This window comes from Phyllobacterium sp. CCNWLW183, assembly GCF_037203775.1.
In the GTDB taxonomy this organism is placed as follows: domain Bacteria; phylum Pseudomonadota; class Alphaproteobacteria; order Rhizobiales; family Rhizobiaceae; genus Phyllobacterium; species Phyllobacterium ifriqiyense.
Genome location: NZ_JBBCBN010000006.1, coordinates 326,538 through 349,976, shown reverse-complemented (window position 1 = coordinate 349,976; position 23,439 = coordinate 326,538). Strand labels below are relative to the sequence as shown.

Below are 23,439 nucleotides of genomic sequence, written 5' to 3'. Positions count from 1 at the left end.
CTATTAAATCTGGCACGCCCCCTGCAACCATAAAATATCTGCAAGAATGACAAGACTTAGTGGGTGGCACGCGATCCAAGATCACGATCGCTAGCTTCCCCTTCAAACATATGGGTCAACTCATCGACCAAGCTAACGCGATGACCGCGAAACTGGTAATAAGCGATCACCTTGAGGCGGATCCGTTTGCCGTCAGACTTGACGGCTTCGGCGATGTGAACCGTCGCTGCGGAATGCCCATCGGTAAGGATATGCTCAAACGTAACTTTGCTTGACGAGATGCTCGTCTGAAGCGCCTTGCTGTGATCGAGGAATCCCGCGAAGTCGAGTTCCTTGCCGTCGACGCGCTGAATGTAGTCAGAGGTCATTAACTCCCCAAACTGCTCCGGCGTCGTTGCCGGATCCGTGAACGCGTCAAACAAGCGCCGAAGCAAGTCGTGGACTTCAGGCGAAGTCATTTGTTTGGGAATTGTCATCATACACTCCAGAATTTCATCTGTTTGAGGATTATGACATTGTAACTAGTCGGAACGAATTTGCTTTGCTAACGTATTGGCGCCAATCAATACGTTATCAAGGCCATGACCGATTTCCTTATAGATCCGATCCGACTTAAGTCCGACTCAGAGCCCGTTTTATTAATCGCTCGTCGCGATCAAACTGAAGAACGGCACACGCAACGACATAGTCATGCACGGGGCCAGTTGCTCGGCACCCTAAAAGGATTAGTCAGCATCGATACGGATCAGGGTCGTTGGCTCGTCCCACCCGTCAATGCCGTATGGATTCCTCCCCATACTTTGCACGGACTCAAATCGCAGGGCGCATTCCGTGGGTGGAGCGTCTATGTCGCAGAAGCGAGCTGCATGACGTTGCCAAGTGCCCCGCGTGTTCTGCGTCTTTCCGGTTTATTACACGAGGCGGTCGTGCGAGCAGCCACTTGGCCTGAAGGACATCGATCAACTGCGCAAGGCCACATTAGCAGTGTCATTCTCGACGAAATCGCTTTAGCGCCTGAGGAGCCCCTTGGACTGCCCATGCCAGTCGATCTGCGATTGCAGAAGATTGCCCGTGAAATGGCAAATTCTCCGGCTAGACGGCAGCGAATGGAGGATTGGGCGGCCTGGGCGGGCATCGCTCCGCGCAGCCTAAGTCGTCGATTTGTATTGGAGACAGGACTCACATTCAGCACCTGGCGGCATCGCGCGATTCTGTTGCGTTCCCTCGAGATGTTGGCCGCCAAGAATTCAGTCACCACAATTGCGTTCAGCCTGGGTTACGAAACTGTTAGCGCCTTCATCGATTTATTCCGAGGCCACTTCGGTATAACCCCGGCGCGCTTTCTCAAACGGTTCACCGAATAAAGGCCCCGAAGACAAATTCGTGGGTTCAAACTTTGCGCAACAGTTTGCCAATGCGTCTGGTTGCGGAGTGCTGTCTGGCGCGTATCTATCTGCCGACGACCGTTTTCCAAGCGCTGCCGGAGCCGCGAATCCCCGACTCCTATACTGTCTAAGCTCGTTCTGATGGCATTGTCGCCAACGTTGAAGGGTTTACCCACCACGATCAAGAGCAATTGCATGTTCATAAAAGCATGCGACATTTCAACCGGTGCCCGTTTCCAGCCTATCGTTGCACCCAGAACCTTCAAGCTGACAGTTGCCGACTGTGCGATCAGGACCCGATTGTCGGGCCATCTTCATAGCCGGGCCACTCTTCGTCGGGAATGTCGGAGGTGTCGCCATACGGGACACCATCAATCTCGTACTTCGTCAGACAACCGCTGAGCAGCCAACCGAACTTGTCCTGCCGCGCCTGATGCTTGCCCTCTTCGATCAGGCCAGGCAGCAGCATGGCGATGACACCCACACCCGCGGCCGCCAGTCCAAGAACCCCTGCTGCTCCGGCGATCGGAAGAGTTCTCAAGACGCTGGGAGCGAACACTCCCAAGCCACCCTCTACGGCAGAAGCCAGACCGGCAAGAGCGCCGAGGGAGCCTGCCGTGATGCTGATACCGCCGCCAACCCTGTCGCCCTTGCGGATCGATTGAACGCCGTCGAATATACCATAGGCCCCGGCAACAATACTGGCGAGACCGCCAATACCCTTGGCAGCATTTTCGGCGCGGGTCCAATTGTCAGTCAGACTCTTGAAGTTCTCGTCGGACATCTTGCCGATTTTTTTGCCGATAGCCGTATCTGGGTGTTTGTCCGCCACATCCTTCAGGTATTGCTTCCAGGCCTTGATGCCTCCCTCGGTCAGCAGCGTAGCAGTCTGGATCGACCCAGTAGTAATGTCGACTTTCTGCCTGTCGGTCGGGTTCCCGCCGCTCTGAATACCCTTGGAGATTGTGACGCCGGCCATGAACAGGCCGCTGACGCCGTGCAGAACGCCCTTGTCGGCAGCCGCCTTGGCCGATGGGTTCAGCCAGTCCGAATTAAGTTCAGCAAGCGACTTGGTTCCTTGACGCAACACATCCCAGCTGCCCCGGAAACCAGCCAGTATCTGGTCTGATTTTGCGACGGTCCCATCCTGATTGACCAACAGCTCGGGATTGTCCTTGCTAATCTGCTCGATGTAGGACTCTACCTTCTCCTCGTCGAGTTTATCTCCTCCATCAACGCCGAACGCCGTCTTCAGGTCGTCGAAAGAAGCATCCTTGAAGACATTCTTTTCCACAATGTTGGAGAAGTTGTCATTCAGCTTGCCGTCGAACTTTCCGGTGGTTTCGGGATCCAGCGCACTGTTGTAAAGCGCAACCTCGGTACTGAACGCGCTGGCCGCTTCCTCGAACGTATTGTCTTTCAGAAGTTCGTTGAACCGGTCACCGGATACCAATGACTTCTCGTAGAAATCCTGATAATCGCCCTTGTGTTTGGAGCTGTTAACGGCATCCTGAATCTCGCCCGGTTTGTCGATACCAAGCGCCTGTTGAAACATCTTTGCCGATCCGTAGAACTCAGCAAGGGCCCCCTGCTGGTCGGTCTTGCCATCTTTCGTCTTCGCATCCCACAGGTTGTCGAGAGCCTTGCCGGACTTGATGTCGTCGTAGCTCGCCTCGACAGCCGTCTTGAGACCTTCATTGCTTTTGAAGAGCGCGTTGATCTGCTTGGTACTGTTCTCGTTCAGAAAGTCGACGACCCCCTTATCGCCTTCGAGGATTGCTATGTGGTCGTTGACGTCCTGGAGAAGCTTCTGCGGATCGGGATGGCTGCGCACCCTGTTGGCGATGGCAACCTTACCATAATCATCTCGCCACATGCCGGCGGAAGCACCTTGGGTGATGAGGCTCTGTGCCGTCAGAAGATCCTGGAGGACGGCGGCCTTCTCCTTCGCGGAATAGTTCCCGGGATTCTCGAAGACAGCTGCCCCGAGCTTGCTTGTATCCACGTCTGCAGTGATGTTCGCGTTGGCGACAGTGGAAATGAAAGCGATTGCCGATCCGGAATCCTTCGGCGCTTGCGTATCCATCCAGCTCTTCAGGTCATCCTTGCTGACACCGCCGTCAGGTCCACCCTGCAGGGGCAAATGCGCCGTTTCGAGCTTATCGAATGCGCCAGGCTGCGCCCAGAAATTGAGCGCCTCCTTGAAATCGTCGCTGATCTGCGGATTCTCGTCGCGATATTTTTTCAGGGCGTCGGCTGTCAGGTCACCATCCACACCGGTCTTGCCTTTGATCGCATCGTAGTTCTCACCGATGATCGCGGCATATTTGGTCAAGGTCTTCGAGGTATCGTCGGCGTCTGGATTAGCCTTCAGGAAGTCTTTGTAGCTGCTGATATCCTCAGGCTTCTTCACGTCTTTTAAGACTTCAAAACCATACTTTCCAAAATCCTGAAGGCGCCCTGCTTCGGTTCCATGGTAGGCTTCACCACTCTTGGTGAAACCATCAATACTGGTATTGGATACGTCGCTGCCAGACAGGGAATTTCCCTTCTCGTCATACATCGTGATGCGATCAAGGATCTGGCTCGCCCTGTAGGCGGCATCGGCATCCTTTTCGAAATCGCCTACCCGCTCCTTCAGCATGTCCTTGACGCCGCTCTGGTTACCCAGGTTTTTCAGCAGGGGTGAATCGTCAATGATGTCCTGCGCCGAACGTTTGTCATCGTCTGGCAGCTCCCATTTGATGCCGACCTTCTCGGCCTGTTCGCGGGCTTCCTTGTCGTCACCGGCAGACGACACATCATTGAGTTCACCCTTGAGATTGGAGAAGCCGTATTTTCCGAAGTCCTGCAGGCGACCGGCTTCGGTGCCGTGCTTTGCTTCACCACTGTTCGTGAAGCCGTCGATGCTGCCATTGTCAACGTCATCGCCTGCAATTCGCTTTCCGCTTTCGTCGAGCCGTTCGACATGCTCAAGGAGCTGCGCCGCCCTGTATGCGGCATCGGCAACCTTTTCAAAATCACCAACGCGATCCTTCAGCATGTCCTTGACGCCGCTCTGGTTACCCAGGTTTTTCAGCAAGGAGGAATCGTCGATGATGTCCTGTGCCGAGCGTTTGTCATCGTCCGGCAACACCCATTTTATACCGAGTTTCGCGGCCTGCTCGCGGGCTTCCTTGTCGTCACCGGCGGTGGACACCTCATTGAGTTTCCCCTTGAGATTGGAGAACCCATATTTGCCGAAGTCCTGCAGCCGTCCCGCCTCGGTCCCGTGCCTTGCTTCGCCGCTGTTCGTGAAGCCGTCGATACGGCCATTATCGACGTCCTTGCTGGCAACTTTCTTTCCGCTTTCGTCAAACCGCTCGACATGTTCGAGAATCTGCGCCGCCCGGAAGGCGGCATTGGCATCCTTCTCAAAGTCACCGACACGATCCTTCAGCATGTTCTTGACGCCGCTCTGATTGCCGAGATCGCGAAGGAGTTGCGTATCATTTATGATGTCCCGGGCAGATCGGTTGTCGTCCTTCGGCCGCTCCCAGATTATACCTGCATCCTTGGCGGCTTTCTGGGCATCATCCCATGCCTTGGCCGTGTCAGGATCTACGGTGGCCAAGTTTGAACGGTTGGGCGGTGCGATTACTTTCGACATACGGCAAGCCTTCCTAAATTTGTGATGGTTCAGTCCTGAAGGATAAGGTTTGCGCTGAGTTTAGACGCCGGTGTGTGAAGTGCATGTGACAAGCAATGGTTCGCCACCCTGTCAAGCGCCTTCGCCAGAGTTGACGATCATTGGCCAAGCAATCAAGACGGAACTGCGATAGTCGGGAGCCGCTCCAACATCGTCAAGCGTCGTGAGGAGCTTCCGAATTGCGACACGTCAACTAGACGACGGTTCAGCCGATCCAGTCCCTCAGTATTTTATTCCCTCTCATAGGAATATGCCGTTTCGCGCGCGCATGGTCGTGCTGTTGGCCGTCGGAGCGCTTTTTGGATGGCTGGCCGCTACATGACTGATGATCAGCGAAAGGCCAGTTTAGTCGCGTGCCCGTTCGTTGAACCAAAACAGGGCAACGATCGTGCCGACAGGCATGAACCAGGAGACGAGCTGAAACCAACCGCTTCTGTTCGTATCGTGCAGTCGCCGTGTTGTGACGGAGAAAAACGGTACCATTGTAGCGACCAGCAAGATCGTAACAACAAGGTCCGGGAGATTGAGCCGGGCCAGCACGAATAGCAGCAACACATAGAAAAGCATCGCATACCAGAATTCCGTACGGCTCGCTCTGCCCTTGAAATCAAAGTATCCGGTAAAGAATCTTCGCACCGCAGTCGGAAAATCGACAGGCGAAGCCGCCATACCGAAGCGGTTAGAGCCTTGGGGTGGTTTGTTCTTGTAGGAAACTACAAAAACAAAAAGCAGAGAAACCAATATACCAAACGCGAAAATCCAATGCATTAGTCTGGAAGCTCCTTTTTTCTATCATCCGGTCGGGGGAAGTCCTCAGTAAGTCGGAAATACCGTCAAGGCATTGGCTTCACAAGGAACTGATAAACGGGCATGAGTTCCCTGGAGCCGTTCGGGAAAATGAAGGTATCACTATAACAATTATCGAACATTATTCGAAATCGTGAAGAACAGATTTGAAACTCTCGCTCATCACCTATGGAGGCGAATCCTACATCCGCGAATCTGTCATCGGCAGCATCCAATAAGGTCCCGTATATTTCCCACTCGCTTTCCCTAGCCTCATCATCGTCAAGAACAATTTCCAACCGTGGATTTTGTCTTTCCCAAATGCGTACGACAGTTTGAATATGAGGCGAAAGCTTCAGCGTGATAGGGTTATACGGCACCTGCATGATGCTGATCTTCTGAATCGGGATGATTGAACTCCAGTTCTCGGTTGTTGCAGTCGTACGTTGCCAGAGTATTTTGCCCTGACAAAGAAACTGGATGAGCGCCACAATTCTACGGAAAAGTTTCGATTCGTCGAAGAAGGTTTTATGCCGCCGATACATGCCATTCATGAACGACGGCATGAACGCCGTTTTAGTCGGGTTGCAAAATATGTATGCTGAGCAATCGCTTGAGATCAGCAATATCTCCTCTAGCGATTGCCTCAATTATCTCGAAATGCTCTCGCGCTGACTTCCGAGCGCGGGCCATGTCGGGCCATTGCGACATCGGTGAGGCTGGTACATAACCGCGAAGATCGATCACAAGTTTGATTAATTCCTGGTTCGAACAGAAGTTTGCAAGCGCGACGTGAAAAACCTGATTGGTCTCGTATCGCTCGGCAATTCCGCCTTTTTCGATTGCTTCTTCAAATCTTTGCGCGGCCTCATGTAGCGCCTTGAGCTTCGCAGTGTCGCGGTTTGCGACAACACTCTCCGCCATAGAAGTCTCAAGCGTAACGCGTATTTCGCGCAGCTCACGTTGACGACGCTGATCAGGCATGGGGACATAAAAGCCCCTTTCAGGAATCTGCTCGACCAAACGTCTTTGCAGAAGGATTTCAAGGGCCCGACGTATGTCGGCCCGGGAAGCTCTGTAGCGTTGTTCCACGTCAGCCTGCTTCAGCCACGTGCCTGTGCTGAGTGTTCCAGAACGGATGTCCTTGGCAATCAATTCGGCAACTTCATCGGACCGACGCGTTCTTACCTTTTCCACTTCCATCGCACTCCCACGTATACTGCAGCACACTCTCATAGCAACTTCGCCAGCCTGGATGAAGATTAGTTCTTGTCAACTCAAAAATTAGATGCAAGATTAGATCCAATATTGCATCTAAAATTGAGGACTCTTCCTTTGAGACCTACTATCTCTGGAACTTCGATCAAAAATCCGCGAGCGTCGTCGGTCTATGAACGCGGTGCGACGACGGTTACCGCCTTAGCTGAAGATCCTCGTTTCAGCTATTGCCTCTACCTCCCGGAAGAAAAAACGCGACCAAGCCGGTCGATCCTCTGTGTGATCCACGGCAGCTATCGCAATTTCATCGCCCATCGTGATCAGTTCATCGCGTTCGGTCAGAACCATAATTGTGTGATCCTCGCGCCACTTTTCCCTGGCAATATCTTCGGCGATGGCAATCTCGACGGCTTCAAATACATGGTTGAAGGCGATATTCGCTACGATCACGTCCTCAATCAGATGGTAAGTCAGGTTTGCGATCGGCACGATATCGACGGGTCGCGCTTCGGTTTGGTCGGCTTTTCCGGTGGCGCTCATTTCGCGCATCGTTTTCTCCTTCTGCACCCCGGTCGTCTCTGGGGCGTCTCTGTTGGTGCGCCAGGCTCGGTGACTTTGCTCGACAACAATCGGGATTGGTGGCCGGGCATACGCAATACTCGTGAACAACTTGGCGTGGCTGTGGATCGGCAGCAGCTGGCAGAAGTGCCGATCCAGCTTGTCGTCGGAGATGCCGATCTCGACACGAGCGAGATCGACCATCGGCCCGGTGGCCGCTATTGGGCCGAGGGAGCGAATGACGCAGGCACCACGCGTCCCGAACGGTTACGGGCTCTGCAGGATTCTTTGGCTTATGCCGGGGTTTCAGTAACTTTTGATCTACTGCCGGGCATCGGGCATGAAGCCGAGCCCATTTTCGTTAAAGCACAAACCTTCCTAGCAAAAAGTCTTGCCCGGCATCGTCAATAGACGGTGGCATATCGCAATTCATAATGCTCAGAGAAAAAGGGGAACTTCGAAATGCGATCTAAATCACCATTTAAAGCAGCGACATTGTCGCCGCTCCTCATGTTGGCCCCGGCTTTTTTTTCGTCCCAGGCGCTGGCAGCGGGTGACGTAAAGCTTGCCTTGACAGCCGATATCCTTAGTACCAATCCGGGAGTCACTCGAGACGACAATACAGACGGGGTGATGCTGAACATCGTTGAAGGCCTGGTCGGTTACGGAGAGGGAGGCACAGTGAAGCCTCTCTTGGCGAAATCAGTCGACATTGCCAAGGACGGCCTGACCTATACGTTCAAGCTCAGGGACGGCATCACGTTCCAGGACGGTCTCCCCTTCACTTCGACGGACGTCCTGTGGAATTGGAATCGCTATTCCGATCCGGTCACCAAATGGCGCTGCCTTCCCGATGTAGACGGAACGAACGGCGTCAAGGTCACCAGCGTCGATGCGCCCGATGCGGCGACCGTTGTCCTGCATCTCGATACACCAAGCGCTCTTTTCCTCGATACGCTGGCGCGGACCGACTGCGGCGGAACAGGCATGCTTAGCAAGGCGTCGGTCAACACCGACGGAACTTGGAACAAGCCGATTGGCACTGGTCCTTATGAACTGGTGGAATGGAAAAAGGGACAGTCCGTAACGCTGAAGCGGTTCGAAGGCTATAAGTCACCCGATGGATCAGGGTTTGATGGTTATGTTGGCAACAAGGCGCCGCACGCCGATCGCGCCACCTTCGTCGTCGTGCCGGACGCCGCGACCGTGAGGGCCGCAGTGATCGCCGGGAATATCGACGTCGCGCAAATCCTCACTTCCGACGTCGAAGAGCTGAAAGAAGTGAAGGGGATCAAAGTGCTGACTCCGAGCGATGCTTCAAAACACGCGCTCCTGTTCCAGACTAACAACCCGTTGTTCAGGGATGCCAAGTTCCGTCAGGCCATCGCTGCAGCGCTCGATCTGAAACAGCTTGTCGGCTTTGCTTCCGATGGCCTCTCGGATGCAAGCGCATCGGCCGTGTTCGGCGCGTCGCCGTACAACGACGATGTCCAGAAGCGGTCCTTCCAATACGATCTGCAGGCGGCCAAGACATTGCTGTCGCAGAGCAGCTATAAGGGCGAGACGATCAAACTCGTCGCCAACAAACGGGCACCCATGCCGAGTTCGCAAGTTGCGCTCGTCGCTCAATCCATGCTGCAAGCGATCGGCGTGAAGGTGGAGATCGAAGTCCTCGAATGGGCGACGCAACTGGATAAGTATAATTCCGGCGACTACGAGATGATGTCCTTCTCCTATTCTTCACGTCTCGATCCCGCCCTAAGCTTTGAGCAATTTGTCGGCGACAAAACGAAACAGCCGCGTAAGGTCTGGGACAATCCAGTCGCCATTTCGCTGATCGACAAGGCCAAGACGCTAACCGACCCAGGCGAACGCCAAAAGATTTTCGACCAGCTCCATGAAATGATGCTTGCGGACGCGCCGCTCATCATTCTTTACAACGGGCAGACGGCGTGGGCGCATCGCGACCGGGTGCAGACTTTTAAGCCGTGGGAGGGAAAGCCGCGTCTCTGGGGTATGAGGGTCATCCCTTAACCGGTCTAAAAAAGCAGGAGATCAGGCATGCTTCGTTATTTTGCGCAACGGCTCGCGTGGTCGGTCCCGACGATCTTCCTCGTCGCCGTCACTGTCTTCACGATGATCCGACTGATACCGGGCGATCCCGCATTGCTAATCTTGGGTGACCGCGCGACGCCGGAGACGCTGCAAGCCCTCCGCGAACAGCTCGGTCTTGATCAAGGCCTCGTCGTCCAGTTCGGCATCTGGCTGAGAAACGCCTTGCATGGCGATCTTGGCTGGTCGATCCTTACCGGCGAGCCTGTGCTGCCTCTCATCGTCAATCGGTTCGTCGTCAGCTTTGCGGTAGTCTTGCCTACCGTCTTCCTTGCTGCTCTCATAGCCGTCCCGCTTGGCACGATCGCCGCTTGGCGGCAGAATAGCGTGTTGGATGTTGCAACCGTCGCCGGCGCCACCTTACTTCTCTCCATCCCGACGTTCTGGATGGGCCTGCTGCTCTTGCTGTTCTTCGGCATGCGGCTCGGCTGGTTTCCGGTCGTCGGCTATGTCGCGATTTCGGACGACTGGTTCGCAGGAGCAATCTATCTCGTTTTGCCGATCTCGACCCTCGTTATTCATGAGATTGGCGGGATCGCCCGCATGGCTCGGGCATCGACGCTCGAAGTCTTGCGACTCGACTATGTGACGCATGCCCGCGCCAAGGGGCTTTCCGAGGCCCGGGTCCTGCTTGATCACGTTATTCGAAACGCGTTCGGCCCGACATGGACGCTGCTTGGTCTAATTCTGGGCAATCTCTTGGGCGGAATTGCTATCGTTGAGACCATTTTTACCATTCCTGGTCTTGGTCGCCTCCTCGTCGAGGCGATTTTTGCGCGCGATTATCCTGTGATACAGGGCTGCCTTCTTTGCATCTCTCTCTTCTATGTGGCCGTCAATCTTTTGATCGACTTCGTTTACCCGGCCTTCGATCCGAGGGTAGCGCTATCATGAAATTTCGATTCAATCTCTTGACCGGCGGTTCGGTCATGGTTTTCGTTTCCGCTGCGGCATTGACGGCGCTTGTCTGGACACCCCACGATCCACTTGCAATGGGCTTCTCCACACGGCTAAGGCCGCCGGGTGGAGTCTTCCCGCTCGGGACCGATGAATTCGGGCGCGATCTTTTGAGCCGCCTGATGACGGGCGCCGTCCCGTCTCTGGGCATCAGCCTGCTTGCCGTCGTGACCGCGCTGGCCATCGGCACGATCCTCGGCGTCGTCAGCGGATATTGGCGAGGATGGCCGGACCGGCTTCTGATGCTGTTGAATGACGCGTTGATGGCATTTCCTGGCATTTTGCTCGCACTCGGACTTCTTGCAGTTCTCGGCGCAAGCGTCCGAGGAATCGTGTTCGCGCTCGGTCTCGCCTTCACACCGGCCGTCGCTCGCATCGTGCGAGGAACAGTGATTTCAGTGCGTGAACGGGAGTTTATCGACGCATCGCACGTCATGGGCAATTCGGACCTGGTCACGCTTTGCCGGCACATTCTGCCCAACTGCATTGCACCGGTCATTGTACTGGCTACCTCTATGATGGGCTGGGCCTTGCTCGCGGAAAGCGCCCTCAGCTTTCTCGGATTGGGACTGGCGCCGCCCGCGCCAACTTGGGGAAACATGCTATCTGCCAGCCGCAGCTTTCTCTCGCAAGCGCCTTGGCTTGGCATCTTCCCCGGCATTGCCATTTCCCTCACCCTGCTGGCCATAAACCTCCTAGGAGATGGTCTGCGCGACCTTCTCGACCCTCGCATGAAAGAGCTCTAGATGCCCGCTCTACTTGAAATCACCGATCTCAACATCGCGGCGAAAAATATTGCGCTCGTTCATTCCTGCAGCCTGACGGTCGAACCAGGAGAAATCGTCGGCATTGTCGGTGAATCGGGCTCCGGCAAAACCATGGTCGCAAAGTCGATCCTTGGGCTTCTACCGCCTGGCGTTCGACGGACGAACGGCCGGATCGTGCTGAACGGCCGAGACATCGGACAATATTCAGACCACCAATTCCGGCATATCCGGGGAGCGGTGGTCGGCATGATTTTCCAAGAGCCGATGACTTCGCTTAATCCGTCGATGACCATAGGCCGTCAACTCGAAGAAGGATTACGGTTGCATCGGCGATATACGCGTGTGGAACGCCGAACCCAAATCCTCGAAATGCTGCGAAGAGTCGGCATCTTGGATCCGGAAAAAGCTCTTTCCGCTCACCCCCATCAGTTCTCCGGAGGTATGCGACAACGCATCATGATAGCTTCTGTCATGCTGTTGGAGCCGGCTCTTTTGCTGGCCGACGAGCCGACAACGGCTTTGGACGCATTGATTCAAAAGGACGTCCTCGACCTGATGGTAGAACTTGCCCGCGAGAAGAACACGGCCATCCTCATCGTTAGCCACGATCTGGCAATGATCTCACGTTATTGCAAGCGCATGATCGTCATGGCGAATGGAGAAATTGTTGAGGCAGGGAAAACGGCCGACGTGATGCAGCGGCCAACTCATGCCTACACAAGCCGACTCTTGGCATCGATCCCAAAACTACGGCCTCCACGCAAAAAATCTGAACTACGGCCGATCATCGAACTCCAGAATGTTGCCGTCGACTACCGCGCAAGGGCCAGTTTTTTCGGCAAGGCCACATCAAAGCGCGCCATTGAGCATGTCTCGCTGCAAGTGTTGCCAGGTGAAGTCGTTGCGTTGATAGGCGAATCTGGTTCCGGCAAGACCACGATCGGCAGGACAGCCGCTGGACTTCTCCGTCCCACCGTGGGGTCCCTGATATTCAACGGAGCGAAAGTTAACGCCCGGGATGCGAATTACAGCATCTATCGCCAAAACTGCCAGATGATATTCCAAGACCCCTACTCGTCTCTTGATCCACGGATGACGATCGCCAGAATTGTCGCCGAACCTCTTGGTGTAAGCGGTTACGGGAACAGTGTCGAAAAATACAAGCGGACTATGATGATTCTGGAAGAGGTCGGTTTGGGGTCGGAATTTGCCGAGCGGTTTCCGCATCAGCTTTCCGGCGGACAAAGGCAGAGAGTAGCCATCGCTCGGGCGCTGATCGGTAACCCGCAATTCGTTGTCGCCGACGAACCCGTGTCTGCGCTTGACGTTTCAATGCGTGGCCAGGTGCTCGAGCTTTTCAACCGACTGCAAGCCCGTTACGGCTTTTCCTGCCTCTTTATCAGCCATGATCTTGACGTCGTTGAAGCTGTCGCCGATCGAATCTTTATCATGCGCCACGGTGAAATAATTGAGGCCGGGGATGCTGATCGGGTACTCAATTCTCCGATGCATGACTACACGCGCCAATTGCTCGGAACGCGTCTCCTTAACGCTGTCAGGTAACTTTAGGATGTGCGATGACGGGGGTGGATTGGGCACCATATCCAGTGCGATCCTGTTGCTCGTAGGACTACATCATATGGGTGTATGGGTAGGCTGGGGTCGGGGGTCTAACCTTCGATGTGAATGACCTTCGCGCGGAGGATCGCGGACCTTGTGCTGGACCTGTTAACCCGCTCGCTCGCAACGCGTCCCGACCTGGCACTATATCCGTCGATACCGGCCTATCTGATGCAGGTGACCCCTTCGGAATTTTTTAGTCACAATGCAGTCGCGCTCACTCGTGGTCAGAAGCCGGTCGGCCCCAGAATAGGGCTACCGCCTCACGCTAAACGGTGGCGTCTCCATCGAAACGCAAGGTACGGAGTACCGGCACCAATGTCTAGCGGATCGAATCTAAGGCTTGGTGCCCGCGCCTGACGGCAGCAATGACCTTTCAGGGATCGGCGGTCACGAAGCGCGGATGGATCGAGCCGGGCTCGGACATTGGGTTGCTTGTGGCTGCCGTATGGGGTTCTGACGTAGATTACGCTAACTTAGCAATTATCCTTTTGAGCTCCACGTTAGGAAGGTCTCTGGTTTGACGCCATCCGTCCGCGCCTTCTCGATCAGCGGCCTGAGGGTGTCCCTCACGAATTCTTCAATTGTCGTGCGCAGCGCAGGACGATCCTCGTGAAACGCTATACGCCCATCGTTAAGAGCAGCCAAGGTGTCGTTATCGTAGACCCACCGTCCGAGAGTTCCGAATCTCTCCCGGAATACCGTCTCGACCTCGCGATCGCTCCTATCGATGAAACGATAGTCCACGTCTTTACCGAGTGCCCGGCCGATTATCGCCGCGATCTCGGTCATCGTGTAATCGATGCCCAGTTGCTTTACGGATCGGTGCTGGTCAGTCGGCGTGTCGAACTCTTTCGCTGCGAGATCCGCGATGTCCTGGATGGCAACCCAAGGAGTTTTGACGTTGGGGTCAAGCGACCAGCCGATCCTATCGTGCTGCGCGATCGAGTCGATCCACCCGCACAGGTTCTCCATGAACCAGCCACCCTGCAGATGCACCAAATTGATGTCTCGTAGTCGGTTGAGTATCTGATCCAGGACATAGAAGGGCTGGAAATGGCCAGTGTTTCCGCTTACATCGGATCCCATTCCGGTCAGGCTCACGGCAAATTTCACAGGGGAATCCCGAAGTGCGTCGAAAAAGCGAAGCGCTACCGTAGGGTAGTGCCCATGGAAGTCCTCCGACCCCCAAATGGTTTTGACCATTAGGAACGCAGCGTCAGCGTCTTCGAAAAACGAGTTAAGCTCACCAGCACCTGTGTCGAAGCTGCCAAGGAACGGTTCTGCTCCTTTTAAGACAAGTGCATCGAGGGCGGGCCCTCCTCTCGAAAGAGCTTTGACTGAATGGCCTTTGGCCAAGAGGTTCTCGGTAAGTTTGGCACCGATCCTGCCGGTCGCGCCAACCACGGCGATACGCATGGCTAATCTCCTAAAGTTGATGAAGCAAGATCCTAAAGGGTTGAGTTGCGAGTAAAAGTGGAGATAATGCCATATGATCTCGAAATCGGGCCAACCTTCGAATAAGTCACGTCCCTGCAGTGCCGCTATCGATCTGAGCCTCTCTCATGGGCCGGCGATGGCAATCAGGATGGACTTTGCCGACTATGAAGCCGAGGAGACGCAGCACCAGCACCGGCAGGGTCAACTCATCTTGGCGCTACATGGCGCGGTTACCTGCAGATCGGAAAGTGGGGTCTGGATCGTTCCGCCCGACTGCGGAGTTTGGATACCTAGTGGCGTTCCTCACAGCAATCAGGTCACGTCCAATGCTCGTGTAGCATACCTGTTTGTCGAGCCCGGCGCGGCCATGCTTCCGGCTGAATGCTGCACGCTTTCGATATCGCCAATGCTTCGGGAGATGATACTCTGGGTAGCGGAATTATCAGAAAGTGATGCGCGCGACGCTCATGTTGATCGGCTCATGCGGGTCATGCTCGATGAGCTCGCGCTGATGCCACGGGAGGGGCTGGAGCTACCCGTATCTGACCATCCAAAGATCGCCTTGATCGCTGCGGCTCTTTTGGCAGACCCGAGCGACCGCCGAACCCTCGGGCAATGGGCCGAGCAAGTCGCCGTCAGTGAACGATCGTTGAAGAGACTTATGGTCCAAGAGACAGGATTAAGCTTCGGCCGTTGGCGGCGTCAGCTACATCTAGTCATCGCGCTGCGGGAACTTGCCGGCGGTGCGACAGTCCAGCGGGTAGCAGGCAGCTTAGGGTATGAATCGACGACGGCCTTCATCGTCATGTTCAAGAAGGCGCTTGGGACCACACCATCGCGTTACTTTGCCGTTCGCTCGTTGAGCACGGAGCACGCGTGAGACACTGCCTATCCAAATTTCCAGCAGCCATAGACCTAAGTCGACTCTCTACCTGGGGCCGGAGGAGACCGGCTCAAAAGGCGCATAGCACTGATGTTGGCGCTGGATCAAACGCATAGCAGGGCCGAAAAGCTCGCCGCGTTTAGACGCGTTCCAGATCGATTCCTTGGCCTCCACCGATGCGCATCGTCGTCAGCCCTAACGGCCGCCAGAATGCCGCAGTTCGTACATCAACTTGGTCGTTATAACGGCACACCGGTCGCGTCGATGGCCGAGTGAAATGCCGCTCCTGTTTGGGTTCACTCGTTCGGAAACGAGCTGCAGTTCGCGGGCGACGGCGCACCACTGTGCGATAGGGCCTCGCTGGACTTGATCACGTCAATATCCGCGATGCCCAAGCCGGCCCGATCCAGTCCCAGCCGCATGGCCGGAACAGGTCCGATCCCCATGTAAGCGGGATCGACACCGGCGTAACCATAGGCCACAGGTCGCGCCAACGGCTGCAAATTATGCTGGCGAACCGACGCCTCGCTCGCGAGCACGACGGCGGCTGCGCGTCGTCGAGCCGTACGCGTGGCGGCGATCATCTTCTGAATTCGATCTCTGGCGTTCCACCCGCCGAGCGCGCAACAAGCAGACAAAAGCGTCAAACGTTGGCACCAAGTCTAGAAGAGGCATTTCGCCAGCTGTAAACCCAAAGTTTCGAAGTTGATGAGGCCAGCAACACTGATGCTGCCGACCGGACCGTCATATCGAGACGATGATCTTACCTTTCGCGCGCCCCGATCCCTGGTGTTCGAATGCTTTGACTGCACCCGCCAATGGGACCTGGCTGTCCACGAGGATTTTCAGCGCACCCTCATCGACCCTTTTGGCAATCTTGGCGAGGCGGCTAGCATCGGAGGAGTGGAAGACAAAAGTTGCCGTCACGTTATGCGCTTTTGCGAGAGCCTCGTCCGGCGGCGAAGCGGTTGCGAGCAGCCGGCCGCCTGTTCGAAGGACACCGTAGGATGCCTGCTGGGTCTCGCCGCCAATCGGGTCGAGGACGACGTCGACGTCTGACACTTTTTCTGCAAAGTTTTCATTGCGATAGTCGATGACTTGATCAGCGCCGAGCCGTCGGACCATATCGAGGCCTGCGCCTGATGCTGTTGCAATAACCCGGGCTCCTGCCGAACGTGCGAGTTGGATGGCGAAACTGCCGACGCCGCCGGCGCCAGCATGAACAAGCACGGTCTGACCCGGTCGCAGGTCTGCCATCTCATGCAATGCTTGCCAGGCGGTGCCAGCACCGGTGGCAAGACCAGCGGCATCAGTCAGCGAAATAGAAGACGGCGCCCTGACAAGATAGTCGGACGGTACAATGACGAATTCAGCAAGCGCGCCCCCGCTGCCGGGGTCGACCCGAGCGATGACCTCGTCACCCGAGCGCCAGTGGGTCGCCCGAGATCCGGTTCGTTCGATGGTTCCAGCAAGATCCGTACCTAGAATGTACGGAAAACTCACGGGAAAGAACGCGTCCATGTAGCCAAGCTGCATCTTGACGTCGAGAGGGTTGAGACTGGCGGCGGTGACCCGAACCAGTACCTCGCTCGGTCCGATCTCGGGAATATCTACATCTTCGATGACAGGCGCCGCATTGTATCCGCGAATTCGAAGGGCCTTCATCACGCCGCCTCCCCGGTATTCACCGGCCAGGCGCCCACCTGAAACAGCCAGCCGAACCAGTCTTCAAGGTGCCAGGTGTGCGTCACCTTTCCGTCCGCAATATAGTGGAATTCGTGAATGGGCATCTGGAACGACTTGCCAGTCGGAGCAATGCCGAACCAGGAGCCTGTATGCGTGCCCGATATCAGCGCGCGTACAGCGGCTTTTCCCGGCGTGCCGATCATTTCCAAAAGGGTGATCTTCAAATCCGGGAAGGCGGCATTGAACTCGCGGATCAGCGGCTTCATGCCATCGCGGCCAGGTTGCTGATGTGGCGAAAGTGGTATGTCCTGCCAATCAGGGACGACAGCCTCGTCCAACAGATCGGGATTGCCATGAAAAGCTTCGTACAGCGTTTCAAGCGCGTGTCGTTCTTCAGGCGTAAGTCCTGAAACTTTTGGCTCATTAACATTGTTTGTCATTAGGGTTCCTATCTTGGAATGCAGCGACCCCCAAAGATTATAGCGTCCAATTGTATGCTTGAAATCGATTGATGGTATGTGATTATATCCATACTATGGATTTACACGGAATTGATCTCAACCTACTTGTCGCCTTCGATGCGCTCATGGCAGAACGCAGCGTGACCCGCGCCGGAACGCGGATCGGCAGGACTCAGCCGGCGATGAGTGCAGCGCTCTCCCGACTGCGCGGCCTGTTGAATGACGAGCTTTTCGTGCGCGGACCGAACGGACTTCAGCCGACACCTCGGGCTCTTGATCTCTCCGAGCCTTTGTCTCACGCACTGCAGGAGATACAGCGGACGCTGGAGTTCACCCAGGCATTCGATGCATCGACATCGTCCGCAACATTTTCCCTAGGTCTTTCGGATCATCCGACTTTCGTCGTTCTTCCGAGGCTTCTCCAGACCTTACGGGAGCAGGCATCCGGCATAACGCTGCGAATTCGCAACTTCACCGCGCGCGACGATGCGATTTCAATGCTCGATGCTGGCGAAGTTGATTTAACGATTGGGGTCCCCCCGACGTCTTCAGGCCGCATCCTGACAAGACCGCTCTTTGTGGAACGGTTCGTGTGCATCGTTAGGAAAGATCATCCGGTGACTGAAACACCTTTAGATCTCAACAGGTTCCTTGAACTGTCGCATCTCCTGGTCTCACCGGAGAATGATCGTTTTGGACGCGTGGATGCGGAACTTGCGCAACGCGGCCTCAAGCGGCGTCTTGCCCTCACCTTGCCTCATATGTATGCGGCGCCGCTGCTGGTCGCGAGCTCGGATCTGATTGCGACCCTCATGAGCGGCGTGGTCGATGCGTCGCAATATGCAGAACAATTGATCATCTTGCAGCCTCCAATCCAACTGGACCCTGTCCAGTTCAGCTTGTCCTGGCATCGGCGCAACGATGTACATCCTGCACAGCGGTGGTTCAGGGATTGTATCGCGGCTCTTTACGGCTGCTGAACCCAATGCGGCGCAGGCTTGAAAGCCAAATGACTACCGACCTTTCTTGAGACATGTAATTTAGGCCCTCGAACTTTCTCGAACAAATAAATCGAGATCGTCGCAAACGCGTGGAGCCGAGAATCCTCGAGCGTTTCACCCGCGAGGATGTTGCTGATGGGACTAATGTACGAAGGTGCGACCACGACAACATATAGCCACCAACGTGAGCCTGCTGATCACTCGCACTCCGTATCGCAAGCAAAATCCGGTCAAAAGTGGCTGGAAAGAGCGGTCAGTCGATGGCGAACATTCGGCCGGTCGATGCGGTCACATACAGATTATCAATTGGCTACTCGTAGCGCGCCTCGCCACCTTTAAAACGGACTAAGGTCGACGCTGCCGCGTGAACGCTCGTGGCATCGTGTGTAAATCTCAAAAGGTGGATGTAATGACTAGCAACCAAACTTCTTCCGGCCGCCCTATTTATCGCCGCCAGATGCTCAAGCTTGCCGGGTTGGGTGCCTTGGCTGTAGCCGCGTCCAGTGAGACCGCAATGGCCCAGGAACTGAAGGCGCCATTGCCGTTTCCAAAACGACCATTGCCTATCGTCGATGCGCGTTTTCCCGTCGAAGTGGCATCTGGGGTTTTTATTCTTCTCGACAAACGCATCCCGCTGGTGCCCAACATCGGCATTGTTGTTGGCCGAGATATTGTACTCATCATCGACTGCGGCCTCGGTATAGAGAGTGCTGAAGATGTATTGGCGTTGGCCAGGCGACTGGCGCCCGGCCGGCAGGTCGTGCTCACCGTCACGCATGCCCATCCCGAGCACGGTTTTGGCGCGCAGGTGTTCAAGTCCGCCGGCCGAATCTATTACAACGCTCTGCAGAAGGACTACTTCGCCCAAACGGGCCAGAAGCTTCTGGAAGGTTTCAGGTCAAGCGTCCTACCTGCCGATCACAAATACCTGCTGGATAACATTGTTTTGACGCCGCCTGATCAAACCTATGATCAGGAACGTGTCATGCTTGACCTGGGCGGACGACAGGTGGAATTCCGGACATGGGGTAGAGCACATACGCCCGGCGACCAGATTGTATTCGTCCCTGGCGAACGCATCGTTTTCACAGGTGACCTCGCTGAAGAGCGCATGTTTCCGATCGTACCGCTGTTTCCGCCCATGATCACCGCAAATGACATGGATATCGCGCGATGGGAACTGGGGCTAAGAGATATCCTTCTGCTTGAGCCAAGCCTTGTCGTACCGGGGCACGGCAGCCTTGGAGGACCAGAAATCATTTCGCAAGTGTCTGGATATTTTCAGGACGTTCGACAACTGGTCAGGAGGGCCAATGGACCCGACCAACGACTGTTAGAAGAGATCCGGGCCAAATATCCGACTTGGGAAAACAGCGAATTCATTGAACCCGCGGTTCGTTACTTTTCGCACGAGACGTAACGGACGTCTCGTGCCGGTGGTCGAATGTTGGCGTGCCAAAACACGTCAAAATCCCGACTGCAGATTCTCGCGGACCTTTCCATCTGGCTCGACAATAAGGGATGGCACGCGAAGGTCGAGACTTCTCAATTCCTTCGTTTGGTTGATTATCCGTCTTGACCGTCTACATCATGTATGGCAACTGCGCCCCGGCGCCTTGGACAACAGCAGGGCGCGAAGCGACTTTGCTTCGGCGGATTCGCAGACCACCCTGGCGTAGCAATTGCCGGTAAGCAAATATTCGGCCTCGATCGCGGAAGAGAGATTTCGCGCCGTTCACCTGGTAGCGCTGGATCTGTGGATACAATGCACCGTTAGATCGAGGGGTGCGAAAGGGCTCATCATCCCGGCCCCTCCAATTCAGCGAAAATGATGGCACGGGCGGCAACGCCCATGTGGCCAGTCCCGAGGCTGTATTCCCAATCCATAACCGAAAAAAGGTAAGGATGAAGTTTTCACTGGGAGCGCATCCATGTCAGACATTGCGCTTTCCGAAGTCGATGACGCTCCGCATCATGGTGCCAATTGCGATTTACGGAGCGCATCGAGAATGCTCTCGCTCTTTTCTAGCTCAGTGTAGATAGACACGTCGCCGAATAGACGGCCTGCGTCTTGCGCATTCATTAGCCCGCATTCCACGGCCGCTTCGGAGATGGACGTGCCGTGGGTTTCAGCGTGTTTTGCAACGGCGGATGCTGCAGGATATCCGAAGATTTCAGCGAGCGCCGTCGAAAGCGCAAGGGATGAGGACGCGTCTGCCGCGCCGCGTGTGGGGTTGATCTCAATGCCAGCCACGCAACCGGAGACGAAAAGCGGTATGCTTCGTCGCATCAATCGGATGGACTCGCTCAAGCTCTCGATAATGATGGATTCCCAGACGTTGAGATCGAGTTCACCCTCTGCTGCGCGGGTTATGGTGGCATCATTGCCGATCACCCGGAAGGCGACCTGCATGATCATCTCAGGCATCACCGGGTTGACCTTGCCAGGCATGATGGACGAACCGGGCTGCACCGATGGCAGGGTGATCTCGCCAAATCCGGCGCGAGGGCCTGACGACATCAGCCGTAAATCGGCCGCGAACTTGGATAGTGTCACCGAAATCGTCTTCAATCCTGAAGAGACGCGTATCCAGAAATCTGCATTCTGGAGGGCATCGAAAAGGTTGGCTTCCAGGTTGTAAGCTTTGCCCGTCAGGGCATGAAGCTCCTCGTACACTAAAGCTCGATATTGTTGTGATGCTCCGACCCCCGTTCCAACCGCCGTGGCACCCAGCGGTAATCCCAAGCATCCTTCTTGCAAGACGCGGAGTTCTTCTACCTGACGCTGGAATGCGGCACGATAGCCCGAAAACTGCTGCGAAAATGTTATGGGCAGCGCGTCTTGCAGACATGTGCGGGCAAGTTTTACGGTACCTGCAAATTCCAGTTCTTTTTGTGATATGGTGTTTACGAGTTTGTCCAGCATATGCTGAAGCGCACTCAGTTCTCCACCAATTGCCATTTTCATGGCAGACGGGATAACGTCGTTCGTCGACTGGCTCATGTTGACATGCGTATTGGGATGCACAGGGTCCGGACCTAACTTCCCGGTCAGGACTTCACTGGCCCGGTTTGCAACAACCTCATTTACATTCATGTTTGCCGCAGTGCCGCCGCCGCCATGGTAGATATCGACGGGAAAGTCCCGCCTGCGGATGTCGGCCAGACAGCTCACCACGGCAGCTTCTATGGCATCAGCCAGACGCGGCTCCAACTTACCTGCACGTTGATTGGCGCGTGCTGCCGCCTGCTTGATGACCAGGATGGCGGGCACAAACCCCTCGATATCTGCAATGGTACGGCCCGAGATCGAGAAGTTGTCGACGGCTCGCGCCGTCTGAATTCCGTACACTATATCGCCTGCAATGAGCCGAGTGCCGAGCGCATCTTTCTCAAGGCGAGACGGCAGGGATGGCGTTCCTGTTGCTTCTGGCTGGGCTGATGTCATTTGACTCTTACGCCTTGCCATCGCTCTGTAACTGTATCTCCTCGAAAATCCGAATCCAGCTGCGAGCGCCCTGGCGAAGACGTTCGCTATCGTAACGCTCGTCAGGCGCATGGATCGCGTCACTCGGAAGAATGAAGCCAATCACAACGCATTCAGTTTGAAGGGCCTCGGTCAATTGTTCGACCAGCGGTATGGCACCACCTGTCCCTCGAAGGACAGTAGGCATTTGCCATTCTTTCTCCAGACCGCGTGTTGCTGCCTTCAGATATGGACTTTCCTGCGACAGCATCACCGCCGAACTGCCGCCGTTACCTTCAAACTCAATCCGGCAGCCTTTCGGCAATCTGCTTTCGACATGGTCGCGAAAGCGCAGGCGGATCGTTTCCGGAGACTGTCCTGCGACAAGCCGGAATGACAGGCGGGCAGTTGCGCTTCCAGGCAGGACTGAACGTTCACCGGGTCCCTGGTTGCCTCCGGTGATGCCGTTGATATCCACCGTCGGGCGACCCCACATGGCTTCGAGAGGAGAGTAACCCTCCTCCATGAGACCCCCGGTGAGATCCACATCTCCCAACAGACCCGGCTCCCGCGCCAATTCTCGCCATTGCAGCCGAACCGCCTCCGGTATGTCTTTTACGCCGTCATAGAAGCCATCAATGGTAACGCGCCCCTGATCGTCGTGCAGTCCAGCCAGAATCGTTGCCAGTATCCGGACAGGATTGGCGGCGACCGCTCCATAATGCCCTGAATGCAGATCTGGATTCGGGGCCGAGATCGTCACACGCTCATGCACCAGACCCTTGAGCTGCGTTGTAATGGCCGGCTGTGTCGCCGACCACATCTCGGCGTCGCAAATGAAGGCGACGTCGCAGGCCAGTTCATGTCTATGCGCCTGAATGAATTCGGGCAGGCTTTGCGACCCGCATTCCTCCTCGCCCTCGAGCATCACAACAACGTCGGCTGGAAATTCACCGAAAATATGTTTCCATGCCCGCAGCGACTCGATGAAAGTCCACAGTTGGCTCTTGCTGTCAGACGTCCCTCGCCCGTAAAAACGGTGAAGACCATCCTCTTCGATGATGCGCGGCTGGAAAGGAGGATGTTTCCATTGGTTGAGATCGCCAATCGGCTGCACGTCGTAATGTCCATAGAACAGCAACCGTGGACGCTTCTGGTTGAAATTACAGACGGACTTCGCCAAAACAACAGGATGACCTTTCGTCTGCACGACATCCGCTGTCAAGCCAATGGAAGACAGTTCATGTTTCAGCCAATCGGCTGCCCGAGCGATGCCTTCATTACCGGAAGGTTCCCCGGAGATTGAGGGTATCGAGACAAGCTCAAGAAGCTTGCGGAGTGTACTGTCTAAATTGCCGTCGATATCGCGCAACACGTCGTCTGTATTTGGCACGCCTTATCCTCCCGTATC

20 protein-coding genes are annotated in these 23,439 nt (G+C 55.5%); 9 read left to right on the top strand and 11 right to left on the bottom strand.

Annotated features, from left to right (window positions below):
* Positions 1-56: 56 nt before the first annotated feature.
* On the bottom strand, positions 57-476 hold the full coding sequence (locus V9K95_RS15965) for a nuclear transport factor 2 family protein (protein ID WP_336441024.1): 420 nt from the start codon (positions 474-476) through the stop codon (positions 57-59).
* 105 nt (positions 477-581) lie between these two features.
* On the opposite strand from V9K95_RS15965, the gene V9K95_RS15960 reads away from it, so the two are divergent.
* Entirely contained in the window at positions 582-1,364 is a 783-nt protein-coding gene (locus tag V9K95_RS15960) for an AraC family transcriptional regulator (protein ID WP_336441025.1), read from the top strand.
* A 310-nt stretch (positions 1,365-1,674) separates the two neighbouring features.
* Here V9K95_RS15960 and V9K95_RS15955 read toward each other — a convergent pair whose 3' ends face one another.
* The 4 genes from V9K95_RS15955 to V9K95_RS15940 all read right to left on the bottom strand — a co-directional run bounded on the left by V9K95_RS15955 (position 1,675) and on the right by V9K95_RS15940 (position 7,056).
* Positions 1,675-5,034, bottom strand: coding sequence for a type III effector HrpK domain-containing protein (locus V9K95_RS15955; RefSeq protein WP_336441026.1), 3,360 nt, complete (start codon positions 5,032-5,034; stop codon positions 1,675-1,677).
* A gap of 384 nt (positions 5,035-5,418) precedes the next feature.
* Positions 5,419-5,841, bottom strand: coding sequence for a DUF805 domain-containing protein (locus tag V9K95_RS15950; RefSeq protein ID WP_336441027.1), 423 nt, complete (start codon positions 5,839-5,841; stop codon positions 5,419-5,421).
* Between the two features lie 65 nt (positions 5,842-5,906).
* Complete coding sequence (locus V9K95_RS15945; RefSeq protein ID WP_336441028.1) at positions 5,907-6,413, bottom strand: hypothetical protein; 507 nt, start codon at positions 6,411-6,413, stop codon at positions 5,907-5,909.
* A gap of 22 nt (positions 6,414-6,435) precedes the next feature.
* Positions 6,436-7,056, bottom strand: coding sequence for a GntR family transcriptional regulator (locus tag V9K95_RS15940; RefSeq protein ID WP_336441029.1), 621 nt, complete (start codon positions 7,054-7,056; stop codon positions 6,436-6,438).
* A 138-nt stretch (positions 7,057-7,194) separates the two neighbouring features.
* Here V9K95_RS15940 and V9K95_RS15935 point away from each other — a divergent pair, with 138 nt between their 5' ends.
* From V9K95_RS15935 to V9K95_RS15915, 5 genes are read left to right on the top strand one after another with little or no spacing between them, the layout of a single operon-like run.
* A complete protein-coding gene (locus V9K95_RS15935; RefSeq protein WP_336441030.1) occupies positions 7,195-8,046 on the top strand; it encodes an alpha/beta hydrolase in 852 nt (283 codons plus the stop codon).
* Between the two features lie 51 nt (positions 8,047-8,097).
* Complete coding sequence (locus tag V9K95_RS15930; protein ID WP_336441031.1) at positions 8,098-9,669, top strand: ABC transporter substrate-binding protein; 1,572 nt, start codon at positions 8,098-8,100, stop codon at positions 9,667-9,669.
* A gap of 27 nt (positions 9,670-9,696) precedes the next feature.
* Positions 9,697-10,641 carry an ABC transporter permease gene (locus V9K95_RS15925; protein ID WP_336441032.1) on the top strand — a complete coding sequence of 315 codons (945 nt, stop codon included), beginning with the start codon at positions 9,697-9,699 and terminating at the stop codon, positions 10,639-10,641.
* The gene (locus V9K95_RS15920; RefSeq protein ID WP_442958568.1) at positions 10,635-11,450 is read left to right on the top strand and encodes an ABC transporter permease; all 816 of its coding nucleotides are present in this window, start codon (positions 10,635-10,637) and stop codon (positions 11,448-11,450) included. Before V9K95_RS15925 ends, V9K95_RS15920 begins: the two co-directional genes overlap by 7 nt.
* Positions 11,451-13,034: an ABC transporter ATP-binding protein gene (locus V9K95_RS15915; RefSeq protein WP_336441033.1), complete on the top strand. Its 1,584-nt coding sequence runs from the start codon at positions 11,451-11,453 to the stop codon at positions 13,032-13,034.
* Between the two features lie 540 nt (positions 13,035-13,574).
* Here the strand turns inward: V9K95_RS15915 and V9K95_RS15910 are convergent.
* Entirely contained in the window at positions 13,575-14,510 is a 936-nt protein-coding gene (locus V9K95_RS15910; protein ID WP_336441034.1) for an NmrA family NAD(P)-binding protein, read from the bottom strand.
* A 73-nt stretch (positions 14,511-14,583) separates the two neighbouring features.
* On the opposite strand from V9K95_RS15910, the gene V9K95_RS15905 reads away from it, so the two are divergent.
* The gene (locus tag V9K95_RS15905; RefSeq protein WP_336441035.1) at positions 14,584-15,411 is read left to right on the top strand and encodes an AraC family transcriptional regulator; all 828 of its coding nucleotides are present in this window, start codon (positions 14,584-14,586) and stop codon (positions 15,409-15,411) included.
* Positions 15,412-15,710: 299 nt separating this feature from the next.
* Here V9K95_RS15905 and V9K95_RS15900 read toward each other — a convergent pair whose 3' ends face one another.
* The 3 genes from V9K95_RS15900 to V9K95_RS15890 all read right to left on the bottom strand — a co-directional run bounded on the left by V9K95_RS15900 (position 15,711) and on the right by V9K95_RS15890 (position 17,540).
* The gene (locus V9K95_RS15900) at positions 15,711-16,061 is read right to left on the bottom strand and encodes a hypothetical protein (RefSeq protein WP_337345110.1); all 351 of its coding nucleotides are present in this window, start codon (positions 16,059-16,061) and stop codon (positions 15,711-15,713) included.
* A gap of 97 nt (positions 16,062-16,158) precedes the next feature.
* A complete protein-coding gene (locus tag V9K95_RS15895; protein ID WP_336441037.1) occupies positions 16,159-17,079 on the bottom strand; it encodes an NADP-dependent oxidoreductase in 921 nt (306 codons plus the stop codon).
* On the bottom strand, positions 17,079-17,540 hold the full coding sequence (locus tag V9K95_RS15890) for an ester cyclase (protein ID WP_336441038.1): 462 nt from the start codon (positions 17,538-17,540) through the stop codon (positions 17,079-17,081). The genes V9K95_RS15895 and V9K95_RS15890 overlap by 1 nt, the downstream gene beginning before the upstream one ends.
* A 95-nt stretch (positions 17,541-17,635) precedes the next feature.
* On the opposite strand from V9K95_RS15890, the gene V9K95_RS15885 reads away from it, so the two are divergent.
* Positions 17,636-18,541: a LysR family transcriptional regulator gene (locus tag V9K95_RS15885; protein ID WP_336441039.1), complete on the top strand. Its 906-nt coding sequence runs from the start codon at positions 17,636-17,638 to the stop codon at positions 18,539-18,541.
* Between the two features lie 385 nt (positions 18,542-18,926).
* Positions 18,927-19,982, top strand: a complete 1,056-nt coding sequence (locus V9K95_RS15880) for an MBL fold metallo-hydrolase (RefSeq protein WP_336441040.1) — start codon at positions 18,927-18,929, stop codon at positions 19,980-19,982.
* 552 nt (positions 19,983-20,534) lie between these two features.
* Here the strand turns inward: V9K95_RS15880 and V9K95_RS15875 are convergent.
* Positions 20,535-22,010 carry a lyase family protein gene (locus V9K95_RS15875; protein ID WP_336441041.1) on the bottom strand — a complete coding sequence of 492 codons (1,476 nt, stop codon included), beginning with the start codon at positions 22,008-22,010 and terminating at the stop codon, positions 20,535-20,537.
* A 7-nt stretch (positions 22,011-22,017) separates the two neighbouring features.
* Complete coding sequence (locus tag V9K95_RS15870) at positions 22,018-23,421, bottom strand: M20/M25/M40 family metallo-hydrolase (RefSeq protein ID WP_336441042.1); 1,404 nt, start codon at positions 23,419-23,421, stop codon at positions 22,018-22,020.
* Positions 23,422-23,439: the final 18 nt, after the last annotated feature.

Bases quoted from the DNA above. Each gene is read 5' to 3' on its own strand.
- V9K95_RS15965 (WP_336441024.1), bottom strand. From the start codon at position 476: ATGACAATTCCCAAACAAATGACTTCGCCTGAAGTCCACGACTTGCTT.
- V9K95_RS15960 (WP_336441025.1), top strand. From the start codon at position 582: ATGACCGATTTCCTTATAGATCCGATCCGACTTAAGTCCGACTCAGAG.
- V9K95_RS15955 (WP_336441026.1), bottom strand. From the start codon at position 5,034: ATGTCGAAAGTAATCGCACCGCCCAACCGTTCAAACTTGGCCACCGTA.
- V9K95_RS15950 (WP_336441027.1), bottom strand. From the start codon at position 5,841: ATGCATTGGATTTTCGCGTTTGGTATATTGGTTTCTCTGCTTTTTGTT.
- V9K95_RS15945 (WP_336441028.1), bottom strand. From the start codon at position 6,413: ATGAATGGCATGTATCGGCGGCATAAAACCTTCTTCGACGAATCGAAA.
- V9K95_RS15930 (WP_336441031.1), top strand. From the start codon at position 8,098: ATGCGATCTAAATCACCATTTAAAGCAGCGACATTGTCGCCGCTCCTC.
- V9K95_RS15925 (WP_336441032.1), top strand. From the start codon at position 9,697: ATGCTTCGTTATTTTGCGCAACGGCTCGCGTGGTCGGTCCCGACGATC.
- V9K95_RS15915 (WP_336441033.1), top strand. From the start codon at position 11,451: ATGCCCGCTCTACTTGAAATCACCGATCTCAACATCGCGGCGAAAAAT.
- V9K95_RS15910 (WP_336441034.1), bottom strand. From the start codon at position 14,510: ATGCGTATCGCCGTGGTTGGCGCGACCGGCAGGATCGGTGCCAAACTT.
- V9K95_RS15905 (WP_336441035.1), top strand. From the start codon at position 14,584: ATGATCTCGAAATCGGGCCAACCTTCGAATAAGTCACGTCCCTGCAGT.
- V9K95_RS15895 (WP_336441037.1), bottom strand. From the start codon at position 17,079: ATGAAGGCCCTTCGAATTCGCGGATACAATGCGGCGCCTGTCATCGAA.
- V9K95_RS15890 (WP_336441038.1), bottom strand. From the start codon at position 17,540: ATGACAAACAATGTTAATGAGCCAAAAGTTTCAGGACTTACGCCTGAA.
- V9K95_RS15885 (WP_336441039.1), top strand. From the start codon at position 17,636: ATGGATTTACACGGAATTGATCTCAACCTACTTGTCGCCTTCGATGCG.
- V9K95_RS15875 (WP_336441041.1), bottom strand. From the start codon at position 22,010: ATGACATCAGCCCAGCCAGAAGCAACAGGAACGCCATCCCTGCCGTCT.